We start from the raw sequence: 13,924 nt of genomic DNA on the forward strand, positions 1-13,924 counted from the left end.
TTCATTAGGACGGGATGCAGGGGTGGAATCCCTGTCCGGGGGCATGCCCCCGCGCCCTAGTCCGAACCAGCCTTGTGGCTGCCATAACTGCGATCGCCAGAATCTTGGTAGCGTGGCGACGACGCCCTGCCGAACCTACAGCGCTTCACGCTTGAATATGGTTAGATTTTTTGTTGTGTGCCGCGCTCCGCGAGGCACACAACAAAAAATCTGTGGCTTAATCAATTGAAATGGCTGTATGAAACCTCGATAGTACAGCGATCGCGCTTGGGGAGGACAGCAACGTGATACTTTTGCGATACAAAAAGGCGCAGGCAAACTTACCATCCAGGATTGTGTCAATGGGCAGGACAAACTAGGGTTACAGCGCTTTGCGCTTGAGTAAGCCATAGTTATTTTTGTGAGAGCCGCGCTCCGCGCGGCTCTCACAAAAATAACCTGGTTTTAAGCGATTGAAAATCGCAGTAACCGCCGGGTTGACGTTCAAACAGTTGACGATTAGCCAACAGGGCAACAATACGTTGATTAGCGTCGGCAATGATCCACTGGCAGTATTGCAAGGCGTTTCTGCCAATTACATCACAGCCGCTGATTTTACTTGCGTTGCGGCTAGCTGACGTTGAATCAGTATTGCCCTCTAAACCAGCCTTGCTGATTGGATCGATCAAGCTTGGTGTGGGTGCTGCGCGAAGCGTAGCACCTACACTCAATTTGATTGCTGGATTAAGCCATGCTTACCTCCAAACCCAACTCAGATCGCCATTGGCTCAAGGGTTTTTCCCAGGCTTCTTCCCATTTCTGCGCCATTAAGGGTTTTGCGGCAAATCCCATTTGCCAACCCCGATGAATGTGATGTAACCGGGTTTGTAAATCAACAGACTCCAGTCCATTAATTATGCCTGCGGTCAGAATGGCGATCGCAATTGGCGATCGCATCTGTATCATCTGAAACGCTTGTAGCGCCAACTCTCCGGCTGGGTCAGTGCCAAACCCTGTGACCACATGGCAAATATCATGCGTCTGACTGCGACGCAGCATGATGTAACTCAGATCATCTACCACAGGGCGTTTGCGATAAAACTCTGGATCAAATTGATTGGCGTTGAGGTGCGCTGCAAAGGCATATCCCAACGATTCTTGAGGATAGGTTAAAAGTGCGTCGAGGTCAGGAATAGGGGCTAAATAGCGCTCTTGAATAATGGCTGCCACGTCGGGTTGTGAGCTAAGGTACTCAAGCGACAGGGTACTCAGTTCTGTTTTTCTTAAAATTTCATCTAGATCGTAAATAGCTGAAAAGGTTGCTGGATTTTGCGCTAGCGTCACAAAACTCTGAATGGCGTTGAGTTGGTCAGTCGTGGACAATTCCTCTGAGATAGATCGCATCAGTAAACCTCGTTAATGGGTAAGGGTCGTGTTTCAAATGTGTTGTTAATGTTTGGAAATGCGTGCACTGCGAGCCTTTCCAAACATTAACAACAGCTCTAGAACAACACCATGGGCTATGAAGTATACGTTGGGTCTCTGTGATTGGATTTGTGGGTAATAGATCAAGTTCCCCACATTCAGCGTTCCCACATTCAGCGTTGCTCTATGAACATGGGCATTGCTTGGGATAACAAATTAAATATAGTCTGGACGTTTATGGTTGGAAGCGCATCGTCGCCACACTTTCAACCATAAATCTTCGGCTCTAATAAAATTTAGTTGCTGCCGATCAGCCCAGTGCTTCTCTGCCGTGAGCGGCTGACAAATTCACCACATCTGGACCCAGAGGAATGATGCCACCGGGATTCAGCGGAAAAAGATTACCGTAATAATCTCGTTTGATCGCGTCTAAATTGCACGTTTCTGCGACACCAGGTAGTTGATATAAGTCGCGCAGGTACGCACCCAGGTGTTGATAGTCTTGGATTCTAAAACGGTTGCACTTAAACAACCCATAGTAAACAATATCGAACCGAAATAACGTTGTAAATAGACGAATATCTGCGAGGGTAACGCGATCGCCACAAAGAAATCGCTGCGTTGCTAAAACGGTATTGATCTTATCCAGCATCGCGAACAGTTCATTGCACGCTTGTTCGTAAGCCAGTTGGGTTTGGGCAAATCCACAGCGATAGACTCCATTGTTTACCGATTGGTAAATATCTGAGTTCCATTGATCGATTAGCGGTTGTAAATCGGGTGGATATAAATCTAACTGAGGCTGCTGCGCAAATTCGTTAAACTCGGCGTTGAGGATAACGATAATTTCTGCACTTTCATTATTGACAATGGTTTTGGTTTGGCTATCCCACAAAACAGGCACCGTACATCGTCCGCCATACCCTGGCTTTGCCAGTTGATAGAGTTCGGGCAAACTGTGGCAACCCTCATCCGCTCGGTCAAACACCCACATGCCATCTGCCGATGGCGACACCACGACAAGGGCGATCGCGGCGTCTAACCCTTTCAATGCCCGAACGATTAGCGTTCGATGTGCCCACGGACAACCCAAACCCACAATCAATTTGTATCGTCCCGCAGCCGCTGGATAAAGACTAGTGGCATCCCGGCTTACGGTCTGACGAAATTCGCTTTCCGGACGAATGTAGGCACCGAGTGGATCGCGTGGAGCCAGCTTTGCCATCATCATTTGCCAAAGCGTTGTCCAGACAAATTTTCCCAGTCGAACAATCAGCTTCGGTGGAATCGATTTTTTTTGAGATGGCAGACTGGTTTGTGGCATAATATATCGCCTTAGCGCCTCGGTAGTGAAGGATAAAGCCAAAAGCTGAGCACCTGTGTCAGCCAGGGCATAACGGGATAGGTTAATAACGCGGACACAAAAAAGACCGAAATCAACAACCCCAATAAAGCAGGTAATCTGTTGAGGAAGGGATTTAAAACGGCATTTGCCAGCAAGATCAGGGGATAAACTGCCAATACCCCAAGAATCACCTTTTTATAATAGGCAGGTTGTGGTAATTTTCGGGGTGCATTTTTAGGTAATGTAAACCAGAGTTCTAACCCTCCGGGCAATTCTTGCAACGATCTAGCCGCAACCAAATCAGGAGACTTTGCCATCCACTCCTGATAGGTTGGAGACGTCATCCAATGGCGATAGTGCGTGTAATTATCAAATTTGACAATCACCACATATTCAGAATGTTCATGGTCACGCGGTCGAATTACTTCTACCCCTAAAAATCCCTCAAATTGGCTAGCGGCATGGTTAAATCCCTTTGTCCAGGCTTCATAGGCTGGAATGCGATGAGGGTCAACCACTTCTGAAATAACTAACGTGATCGGGTCAGATTGCTGATTCATGCTGGAGCTGAGGATAAGTTTTGGAGTAGAGCCGGATGCTATCGAGTGAGAACATGGGGTGTATTGAGATGCAGCACACCACGTCTCAACACACCATTATTCTAGTTCTGAGCATGTAACGCTATAGAACGCCATTTGAGGACTACCAAAACTATATAGCGGCTTACCACTGCCCACGACTAAGGATCCTCATAAAAATAACTTGAATAACTTTTTGGGGAGAGTGCGGCTCTGCCGCACTCTCCCCAAAAAGTTTTGGGTTTTGATTTTGTAAGGATCCTAAGTCATCTAGTAAAGCTGTCGTCTTGCTCCTCACCCGCATTTCTTCACATGAGATCTTAGATACTTGGGTCGGTTGTGACTGGGCGATCGCTGTTCTACCTCTCTCGCATAAAATTAAGGCGATCGCCCTCCTCTGCATCCGCCAATGGACTGCGCACCCTATGCCCACTCCGACTCAACACATGGGTATCAATCATCGTCGTCTTCGCATCCTCGGACGTGATCAAGCAACCTTTCGGGGTTGAGGTTGAAGGAATGGCATACAGACCATGTATCGCTGAAGTCTAAATAAAAACTGAGCTTTCCCCATTGCCTATTTGGCGGGTGATTATACTGAATTATTCCGCCTAATCACCTCATGAGGGATCTTAGGCAGAAATCTTCCACTTAATCACCCTATATGGGATCTTAGGCAGAAAAATTCAGTCTATGAATAGTTAGACCGCTCATCCATCGGGAATGACAGTCCTATTTACTTTTGAGCGAGTGCTTGAACCGTGTTTGTATTCTTATAGCAGTATGCAAGTTCGTTAAGTACAGCAACGGTGTTGTGGGGCACGGAGCGCCCCATAACACCGTACTGAATCAACCTGCACAGCGCTATATAAAAGATGGGTAAGTATTTAGCGCATTGGTATTATGTCAACATTGTCCAAATGCAAGCTCTGAAAGTCTGTTTGTATGGAAATTTACATATCAAAATATTTAAATGAATTGGGCGATGAGTGGATTTTTGAGTTTGATTATAGTGTTCTGGCTGGAACTTTAACTGGTTCAGATATTGATTGGACAGTACATCAAGTATTAGATGGCAAAGTACCTGGACTCAATCTTTATCAGGATGAGAAGCGATGGCTAAAGTCAGTTTGGAGAGAAGCAGTTAAACCAGTGCCTAAAGCTTTTCGGCATGTTATGTCTCTTACAGTGTAGATGGGCGATCCTTCACACCCAATGAGCTTCGTAATTGGTTGTCAAACCCTATACATGCCGGGATTGGACCTTTTAGTAGACTTATTAACGGTGAGCTGAAAACTTTTGAACAGACTGACCACCTCTGTAGTGATACAGAATGGATAAAGATTCAGAAAAAACTTATTGAGGAGGATGGAATTCGTATTTCTCTTCTCCGCATTAGAGGAACTTTGCGTGAGACTCTTGGATTTAGAGTTGACGAGATTTCTCATGAAGGATGGCTTGAAGAAGCAATTCGCATGGTTGAGGCAAATGGTACTGATTCCTTTTTGAGGACTCTTCTCGCTACTTTACGTCCAAGTCAAACTCCACTTCAGCTAGAAAGTACTCAGGTATATTTTCAAGATATTACCCAAGAATTATTAAGTACTCTGATTCGTGATCCTCAAGAAATTTATCGAATATCGCCAGATATTTTTGAGCAAATTATTTGTGAACGGCTAGATAAAATGGGTTTTGAAGTTAAGAGAGTTGGTGGACATACGTATCATAAAGACGGGGGTATCGATATTGTTGCTTGGTCAAAAATTTCGTCTTTTCCATATTTGATGGCAATTCAAGCAAAGCATCATCGAACACCAAAGAAAAAGACTGGTCCTAAAGATGTTAGAGATCTTTATGGAGTAATTCAGCAGCACCCATTCAACATAGGTGTATTAGTTACCAATACTACTTTTACCCCTGATGCAAAATGGTTTGCCCAAAGTAGTAAAAATTTATTGCGTCTTAAAGACATTCATGATGTTCAAGATTGGTTACAAGGAAGGTATTTAGAAAAATTTGAGCTGCGAGATGTGCCGAATGAAATTGAAGTATGTCCAGGGGTGAAGATAGAAATTCCAAAGTTTATGTGAGGAGTAGATTCCTTGCTCTTCACTAATTCTTCAGATTGTTTGAGAACGTGAACGTGGTCTAACAATTCGGCTGGAGCGGACTGACAAATGCCCTTAGTGGAGGTACAAAGTTTACTTACAGTCGCTCAGCCGAAACGTTAGCTGACTAAGTGTCGGTTGTGACGACAGCTTACAAATAACTTATAGTTGGAGATGTCTATTATAAGGAGCAAGAAAATGTGGCCAGTTTGCCTAAATAGCCTATCACATTACAAATATCAGGTGAACGAGGAAATAACAGAATTTCTCAAAGACGTATTCAAGAAAGCATTGAAAGCTCAAGGGAAATTGAATAATAATGAAATATTGATTCCCGTTCGTCTGGTTTCATTGTTAGGAAGCTGTACGATGGCAGAATACCCAGACATTCCTAATACACCAATACAACATGCAGATGATGATGATTGGGATGATCCAGCAGACCTTTTAGAGCATTTAAGCGGATTAGAATGCGAATGGGTTGACTTTGACATTATTGATGCAAATCATCAATCTTTACCGTTGCGGATGGTATTTAATTGGGGAGATGGTGACACTAATGATGGTTTTTGGGGAGCAGTTTGGGAACGTAACACGGAAGAATTAGTAGCGAATATTTTGAGTACAGGAGATTGTGAAACTACCATAGAAGCAGCTTCAAAGCAGTATATTGATAGGTATCAATCTCAAGAAACCTTGATTCCTATCGATGACGCTTATGAACTAGAGTTTGATAATCCTGAATTAACTTCTGCGTCCGAGATGTGGAATACTTCTTTTATAGTGTACGCTAATAAACTTGAAATAGAGAAGTTGATAGGTTTAGCACTTCGCCTTCGCCTATCGATGTATCGATTACTTTTAAGAGATGGGGTACCGGCTGATGACTAGTCATCGTAGTAAAGACTATATTTCCCATGAAATTTCTACCCAAGATATTTGCCTAGAGATTGTTTCTCTAGCTCAAAGAGATTCTAGATGGTATCAAGGACTCTCCCTGCAAATCGATCAAGAAATATTAGGTGGAAAAGTAATAGCGTATCAAATCCGTTGGTTTAATGGTGATTGGTCAACGTGGTTCGTCCCTGGAGTGAATGATATTGACCATAAATATAATCCAGTCCATAACACAATGAGGAGAATGTGGTCATATTTTGATGATCATGAACACAGATATATTCTTTGCAAGGTTGGGAACTCTATATCTGTTTCCAAACCTCCTATCAACGATAATTCTATGTCTATTGCCAAGTCTCGTATCAAACAATTCTACGAAGAAGTATTCATCCTTCAACTTCGCCAGTTGGAAAAAGAGGGGACATTGTTTCCTTGGTTACGCGAATCTCCTAACTGTATAGGATATCTAGAATTAGGATCGTTAGAATTAAATTCTGAATCCGAAGAATATCAGCCGACGTTAGATTTTGTTAGGGTAAAAAGGTTGCCTTCCACTATCCCGATCAATGTACTTGATTCCTTTAACCATCATTACTTAACGTCTCAAACGCGATTAGTAGATATTTATGTGGTGACAACTCCTGTTGATGGAGAGGACACTTATTCTATCCTCCTTAATGGATATGTTGATGACGGTTGGGATCAGGAAACGAAATTCCTAGAAGTTTACGATAGTCAAGGGAAAATAATTGGTTCCTGTCGTGGTGTCTTGGATCTAGACCATTCCATTAAGTGGGTAGATCGTGCTTTTACCATTGATGACTATGATTTTGGCTATGAGGAAATACAGATTTGGTCAGATAAGGATGTTGAGTATTTAAACGCTTCAAGTTAGAGAGGTTTTAGGAAGTTTGTTGATGAGGGCAAAATTGAGGGCAATCGCTGAGGTGTCTGAGAGATAAAGTGGTTGAGGTGATCGGTAATTATGAACAACGCACCACTTTTAAAGTTCATGCTAGCGTTGCATCAATCTTTAGTTGATGGGTAAATGACGATGTAATTTTGCCCGTGTGTAGGAACAAGTGATGTTGGTTTCGTTGCAAAGCTTTGTTTTAGCAGCCCATCTCCAGGTGGCTTTGCATGCAATTGGCATAAGTGAGGATTAGCTAACAAAGTTTAAGGGCAACCTGACTCTCCAACCAGGACAATATTAAGAGTGTAAGAATGAGGTTAAGCTCACTCATTCCAAGTTCTGAAAGGGAGTCAAAGACCTGTGGTTGCGCAAAGTTCCGATATGGCTTACGAATCAAAAACTCTGGCGATCGCCCGCCAACTGTTAACCACCACACGGGAGAATCGTTCGTTTTTCGCCCAGATGCGCGATCAAATGCGTTGGGATGACAAATTATTGTCTTGGGCAATGGGCAATCCGGGGTTGCGGGTGCAATTGTTTCGCTTCATTGACTGTTTACCCAGCCTCCGCAGCAACGTTGAAATTGCCCGCCATTTACAAGAATATTTGGGCGATGCATCTGTCGAATTGCCCGGTGCATTGAAGGGAATGCTAAATTTTGCCAGTGCAGATTCGCTGCCGGGGCAAGTTGCCGCTACGACGGTTTCGACTGCCGTTGAAACGCTAGCGCATAAATATATTGCGGGTGAAACGATTAAACAAGTGCTCAAAACGATTGAGCAACTGCGCAAAGATAAGATGGGCTTCACAGTCGATTTGCTCGGAGAAGCGGTGATTACGGAAGCCGAAGCGCAGTCTTATCTCGATCGCTATCTCGATTTAATGCAGCAATTGACCGCTGCGTCGCAATCCTGGTCGAAGGTGTCGCAGATCGATGAAGCGGAGGGTGAAGCGTTGCCCAGGGTGCAAGTCTCCGTTAAGCTAACCGCCTTTTATTCACAATTTGATCCGTTAGATGCGAAGGGAAGTGAAGCGAAGGTTAGCGATCGCATTCGCACCTTACTGCGTCGAGCAAAAGAACTGGGTGCCGCTGTCCATTTTGACATGGAGCAGTACGCTTATAAGGATCTGACCATCGCGATTCTCAAGCAAATTTTGATGGAAGAGGAATTTCGCACCCGTACAGATATTGGCGTCACACTTCAGACATATTTGTACGACACGGAACGCGATTTGCGTGGGTTAATTGATTGGGCAAAACAACGGGGCTATCCGATCACGATTCGCTTAGTCAAAGGGGCATATTGGGATCAGGAAACGATCAAAGCAGCGCAGCGCGATTGGCAAATACCTGTCTTTTCCTACAAAGCTTCGACGGACTACAATTTTGAAAAACTGACGCGATTGCTATTAGAAAATCACGAATTTCTTTACGCCGCGATTGGGAGCCACAACGTTCGTTCTCAAGCCTATGCGATCGCCATTGCTCAGGAACTTAAGATTCCTCGCCGCCGGATTGAATTGCAAGTGCTCTATGGCATGGCAGATAAACTGGCAAAAGCTCTGGTCGAGCAAGGGTTCCGGGTGCGGGTCTACTGTCCCTATGGCGAATTGATTCCGGGGATGTCATACCTGATCCGGCGCTTGTTAGAAAATACTGCCAATACGTCTTTCTTGCGGCAAAATCTAGAAGATCGTCCGGTTGAGGAATTGCTGGCTCCCCCCCAGATGCTGGATGCTGAGCAAAGGTTGCACGCACCGTCTACTCAACCAAGCTTCCATCATGCGGCAGATACAGACTATGCTGTGGCAGCAGAGCGCGATCGCCATTTAGCTGCGATTCAATCTGTGCGGCAGCACCTGGGTAAAGCCTATTTACCGCTGGTAAATGGTGACTTTGTCAATACGCTGGAGCAGGTAAAGTCGCTGAATCCGTCGAATCCGGCAGAGGTGGTTGGCACGGTTGGGTTACTGAGTATTGAGCAAGCAGATCAGGCGATCGCTGCCGCAAAAGCTGCTTTCTCAGGCTGGAGTAAGACCCCGGCAACAGAACGTGCGGCAATTTTGCGCAAAGCCGCCGATTTGATGGAGCAACGGCGGGCAGAATTCTGTGCCTGGATGGTTTTGGAAACAGGAAAACCGTTGGGACAAGCTGATCCAGAGGTGTCGGAGGCGATCGATTTTTGCCGCTTCTATGCAGATGAAATGGAACGTTTGGCTCAAGGGGTCGCCTATGATGTCACGGGTGAAACCAACCGCTATCACTACCAGCCCAGAGGCATTTCGCTGATTATTTCTCCCTGGAATTTTCCCCTGGCAATTCCCACAGGTATGACGGTGGCATCTTTGGTAGCCGGTAATTGTACGTTACTTAAACCTGCCGAACCCTCGTCCGTGATTGCCGCAAAATTGGCAGAGGTTTTGGTTGACGCTGGCATTCCCAAGGGTGTTTTCCAATTCGTTCCCAGTAAGGGGTCTACAGTGGGGGCACATATGGTGAAGCATCCGGATGTGCAGATGATTACGTTTACTGGATCGCAAGAAGTCGGCTGTAAAATCTATGCCGATGCTGCAATCTTGCAACCGGGACAGCGGCATCTTAAGCGAGTCGTGGCGGAAATGGGTGGCAAAAATGCCATCATTGTCGATGAAAGTGCAGATCTGGATCAGGCTGTGCAAGGGGTGGTCTATTCTGCCTTTGGCTACAGTGGTCAAAAGTGTTCGGCTTGCTCTCGGGTGGTGGTTTTGGAACCGATTTATGACATTTTTGTCAATCGCCTGGTTGAAGCAACGCGATCGCTCAATGTTGGGATAGCAGAACTACCCAGCACCAAAGTGGGACCTGTGATTGATGCTCAGGCACAAAACCGGATTCAAGCATACATTGCCAAAGGCAAAGAAGAAGCCACGGTTGCGTTAGAAATGCCAACTCCGGATACCGGCTACTTCATCGGACCAGTGATCTTCACCGATGTTTCCCCGACTGCCAAGATTGCTCAGGAAGAGATTTTTGGACCCGTTCTAGCCGTGATCAAAGCAAAAGACTTCAATGAAGCCATGGCGATCGCCAATGGTACCCTATATGCGCTAACCGGGGGTCTCTATTCCCGCACACCATCCCACATCGATCGCGCTAAAGCTGAGTTTGAGGTTGGCAATCTCTATATCAACCGGGGGATCACAGGGGCGATCGTCGCTCGCCAACCGTTTGGTGGCTTCAAGCTTTCGGGGGTTGGTTCTAAAGCGGGCGGGCCCGATTATCTTCTGCAATTCCTGGAACCACGTCATATTTCAGAAAATATCCAGCGTCAGGGGTTTGCCCCGATTGAAGGTGCAGAGCAATAATGAATCAGTATTGCTAACTTCATTTTTTGATGGCAAGTGACGGCAGAGCCGTCACTTGCCATCAAAAAATACAGGCGGATAAATCTCTGCATCTTATTAATATTCCCTGTAAATGTAGCGGTCTGAATCAACAATTTGTTATGTTTGTATAAAACGCAACAAGTATTGTACTGACTCATGCCCAGATTAGGTATTCTGCGAATACTCCTTATTGTTAGTGCGTCCGTTTTAGGGCTGACAGGGCTACTCTATTTTATCTCAGCAAGAATTATATTGAGTAGTGTGGCTCATGCTGAGTCTCAATTGACTGAGCAAAATATTAAACGGGTTCAGGATGCGATCGCCCACGATCTAAACAGTTTGCACGCAGAAGCTTACGACTATGCTCACTGGGATGATACCTACGTGTTTATGAAGGAGCGCGATCCCAGTTATACGGATTTAAATTTGAGTGATTCTGCGCTGGTAAATCTTCACCTAAATCTTGTTTTCTTGGTTTCTCTGTCTAATCAGATTGCTTCCAGTAAAAGTATAGATTGGCAAACGGGACAACCACTTCCTTTGCCCAAAAAATTGAGTCATGCAGGTCGTTTGGATGCAAGTCTGGTGCGTCGATTTAGCCGGGGTGACGATCCGTTTGGGGTTCTGATGCTGCCAGAAGGTCCCATCTTAATTGCGTCCAGTCAAATCCTCAATAGTTTGGATGAGGGCCCCAGTCGTGGCAGTTTCTGGCTCGGACGTTACCTCGATACTACGGAGATCGAGCGATTAGAAAAATTGACGCAGGTCGATATCGATCTGTATCCCGTAAAAAATGTACCTTCACTGCCCGATTTGCAACCTGCATATGCAGCGTTGTTAAAGCAATCAAATGTCCCCTTTATTCAACCGCTGAATTCCAGCCAGATTGCAGGGTATGGGTTGATCTCAGATGTGTTTGGTGCGCCTGCCTTAATTTTGCGCGTCAATATGCCTCGCGGGATCTATCAACAGGGGTTGTTAAGCCTACGTTATTTGGGGGTGTCTCTGTTAATTGTTGGGATAGTTTCAGGTGTTGCGGTCTGTGTGTTACTTCACCAGTTGATGCAAGCCTTGATGATCGAACACGATCGCCGACAACTGGCCATGCTTAACGAACAATTAGAACACCAGGTTGAACAGCGCACCTCTGAGCTACAAGAGCAAGCCAAAGCCTTACGGCTCAGTAAAGAAGCGGCAGATGTGGCAAATCTTGCCAAGAGTGAATTCCTGGCGAATATGAGTCACGAAATCCGCACCCCCATGAATGCGATTCTGGGCTATTCGTCTTTATTAGAAGGGACACCCCTTCAGCCCCAACAACAAGAATATGTGCAAATTATTACGCGCAGCGGAAATAGCTTACTGTCGGTGATTAACGACATTTTAGATATATCTAAACTGGAGGCAGGAGAACTCAAACTGTATGCCAAACCCTTTGACGTTCGACGATTGGCTGATGAGCTGATCGATCTGTTTCAGTATCAGGCGGCTGCTAAACATTTATGCCTGACCACAGACATTGCCCCTGATGTTCCGACTCAGCTCATCGGTCCCGTTGAACGATTGCAACAAGTTTTGATGAATTTTATGAGCAATGCTCTAAAATTTACTGAAATTGGACAAATTCGGCTGCAAATAGAAAAAATTGACGAATTTAGTCAGGGAGCAGAGGTCAAACTCCGCTTCAGCATCCAAGATACAGGGATTGGCGTTGACCCTGCCGATCAAACCCGGATATTTGAACCCTTTACCCAGGTTGATTCGTCACTGACGCGCCATTATGAGGGCACTGGCTTAGGGTTGGCAATTTGTCAAAAAATTGTGCAGCTGATGGCAGGCGAGATTGGGGTTAAAAGCGCTTTAGGTCAAGGCTCTGTTTTTTGGTTTACAGTTGTGTTAGGTCAAGTTAAATCAATGCACTCGGAAAACGTTTTGATCAGTCCTGATACTACAAATCCAACACCTGCATCGACAACCCGAATTTTGGTTGTAGAAGATGCGCTGGTCAATCAAAAACTGTTGTTAGGAATGTTAAAACGGTTGGGTTATGATGCGGATGTGGTTAGTGATGGGCAGCAAGCGCTTACCCGATTGGCAGAGCAAGAGTATGACATTGTTTTAATGGATTGCCAGATGCCTATTTTAGATGGGTATGAAACAACCCAGCAGTTGCGTCACAGCACAGCCCCCCTCAATCAAATTATCATCATTGGGGTGACGGCTCATGCCATGGAGGGCGATCGCGAAAAGTGTCTGGAAGCTGGCATGAATGATTACCTCAGTAAACCGATTCTCATGGCAGAACTGGATGCCATCTTGAAACGATGGATATAGGACACGATACGGTTTTTAAGGGCGTGAAGTACGCGGTGTAGAGAGAGTTCCCCCTGTAAGGGCGAAGCCTTCGTTAGATAGTCTTTGGTCAATGGCGAAAATCATGATCCGAATGCTTCGCCCCTACGACTTGCTGGGATGACCTTTTCTAGAAATCGCCTAAAGCGTCTGCCATGAGGATCTTGCCCATTTTTTGATATTCCCGTCGGACGGATTGCATCAAATGGGACATTTTCACCGAGCTTCCTTCATCGGCAGCGAGATAGGCAGCTCTTAACGCAATATTACGAATGACAGCGCCTGAAATTTCAAACTGACGTGCCAGAAAATCGAAGTCTAAATCTGAGCTGCAAGGCACTTGCGGCGGGAAAATCTGCTGCCAGATTCGATATCGCTCTTTCATACCTGGCATGGCAAATTCAATGATGAAGCGGAGTCGTCGAGTAAATGCTTCATCCATGTTGCTTTGCAAATTGGTCGTCAAAATTGCCACTCCTTCATACTCTTCCATTTTTTGCAGCAAGTAGCTTGTTTCAATATTGGCATAGCGATCGTGGGCATCTTTGACCTCCGATCGCTTACCAAACAGGGCATCGGCTTCATCAAATAGAAGGATGGCATTGGAATGCATGGCAGCCGTAAAGATGCGATTTAGATTTTTTTCAGTTTCACCAATATATTTGCTGACGATCTGCGATAAATCAATTTTGTAAAGGTCGAGTTGCAATTCATGGGCAATCACTTCGGCTGCCATGGTTTTTCCGGTTCCAGGTTGCCCTGCAAACAAAACGGTCAATCCCTTGCCCAGAGATAGTTTCTGGTTAAATCCCCATTCTTCTTGAACTAAGGAGTAATAGGTTGCCTGCTTGCAAATGTCTTGTAGTTCTGTTGTGTGAGAGCTGGGTAACACCAGGTCATCCCAGGTGTAATGGGGTTCAATCTTACGTGCCAGGGTCGCTAAGTCGTGCCCAGATTGAGT

General features: G+C 45.4%; 12 protein-coding genes. 7 read left to right on the forward strand and 5 right to left on the reverse strand.

The features are described from left to right. The first annotated feature begins 452 nt into the window (after positions 1-452). On the forward strand, positions 453-617 hold the full coding sequence (locus tag ACR6Z4_RS30980; protein ID WP_479721214.1) for a hypothetical protein: 165 nt from the start codon (positions 453-455) through the stop codon (positions 615-617). Between the two features lie 106 nt (positions 618-723). Here the strand turns inward: ACR6Z4_RS30980 and ACR6Z4_RS30985 are convergent, their stop codons facing one another. From ACR6Z4_RS30985 to ACR6Z4_RS31000, 4 genes are all read right to left on the reverse strand, one after another. Next, positions 724-1,383, reverse strand: coding sequence for a Coq4 family protein (locus tag ACR6Z4_RS30985; RefSeq protein WP_479721215.1), 660 nt, complete (start codon positions 1,381-1,383; stop codon positions 724-726). Between the two features lie 331 nt (positions 1,384-1,714). After that, positions 1,715-2,728 (reverse strand): glutathione S-transferase family protein, encoded by a 1,014-nt coding sequence (locus ACR6Z4_RS30990; RefSeq protein ID WP_479721216.1) that lies wholly within the window; start codon positions 2,726-2,728, stop codon positions 1,715-1,717. 11 nt (positions 2,729-2,739) lie between these two features. Beyond that, on the reverse strand, positions 2,740-3,309 hold the full coding sequence (locus ACR6Z4_RS30995) for an antibiotic biosynthesis monooxygenase (protein WP_479721217.1): 570 nt from the start codon (positions 3,307-3,309) through the stop codon (positions 2,740-2,742). Positions 3,310-3,686: 377 nt separating this feature from the next. After that, a complete protein-coding gene (locus ACR6Z4_RS31000) occupies positions 3,687-3,818 on the reverse strand; it encodes a hypothetical protein (RefSeq protein WP_479721218.1) in 132 nt (43 codons plus the stop codon). Positions 3,819-4,272: 454 nt separating this feature from the next. Here ACR6Z4_RS31000 and ACR6Z4_RS31005 point away from each other — a divergent pair, with 454 nt between their 5' ends. The 6 genes from ACR6Z4_RS31005 (at position 4,273) to ACR6Z4_RS31030 (ending at position 12,945) form a co-directional block, all read left to right on the forward strand. Next, positions 4,273-4,521 carry a hypothetical protein gene (locus ACR6Z4_RS31005; protein ID WP_479721219.1) on the forward strand — a complete coding sequence of 83 codons (249 nt, stop codon included), beginning with the start codon at positions 4,273-4,275 and terminating at the stop codon, positions 4,519-4,521. 38 nt (positions 4,522-4,559) lie between these two features. Continuing rightward, positions 4,560-5,417 carry a restriction endonuclease gene (locus ACR6Z4_RS31010; protein WP_479721220.1) on the forward strand — a complete coding sequence of 286 codons (858 nt, stop codon included), beginning with the start codon at positions 4,560-4,562 and terminating at the stop codon, positions 5,415-5,417. 261 nt (positions 5,418-5,678) lie between these two features. Then, the gene (locus ACR6Z4_RS31015) at positions 5,679-6,326 is read left to right on the forward strand and encodes a hypothetical protein (RefSeq protein WP_479721221.1); all 648 of its coding nucleotides are present in this window, start codon (positions 5,679-5,681) and stop codon (positions 6,324-6,326) included. Then, a complete protein-coding gene (locus tag ACR6Z4_RS31020) occupies positions 6,319-7,227 on the forward strand; it encodes a hypothetical protein (protein ID WP_479721222.1) in 909 nt (302 codons plus the stop codon). The genes ACR6Z4_RS31015 and ACR6Z4_RS31020 overlap by 8 nt, the downstream gene beginning before the upstream one ends. 399 nt (positions 7,228-7,626) lie before the next feature. After that, positions 7,627-10,590, forward strand: a complete 2,964-nt coding sequence (gene pruA / locus ACR6Z4_RS31025) for an L-glutamate gamma-semialdehyde dehydrogenase (protein WP_479721225.1) — start codon at positions 7,627-7,629, stop codon at positions 10,588-10,590. Between the two features lie 177 nt (positions 10,591-10,767). Beyond that, entirely contained in the window at positions 10,768-12,945 is a 2,178-nt protein-coding gene (locus ACR6Z4_RS31030) for a CHASE4 domain-containing protein (RefSeq protein WP_479721223.1), read from the forward strand. Positions 12,946-13,093: 148 nt separating this feature from the next. Here the strand turns inward: ACR6Z4_RS31030 and ACR6Z4_RS31035 are convergent. Beyond that, the coding region (locus ACR6Z4_RS31035; protein ID WP_479721224.1) for an ATP-binding protein at positions 13,094-13,924 on the reverse strand (831 nt) is incomplete at its 5' end.

Source organism: Calyptranema fuscum S582 (genome assembly GCF_055793305.1).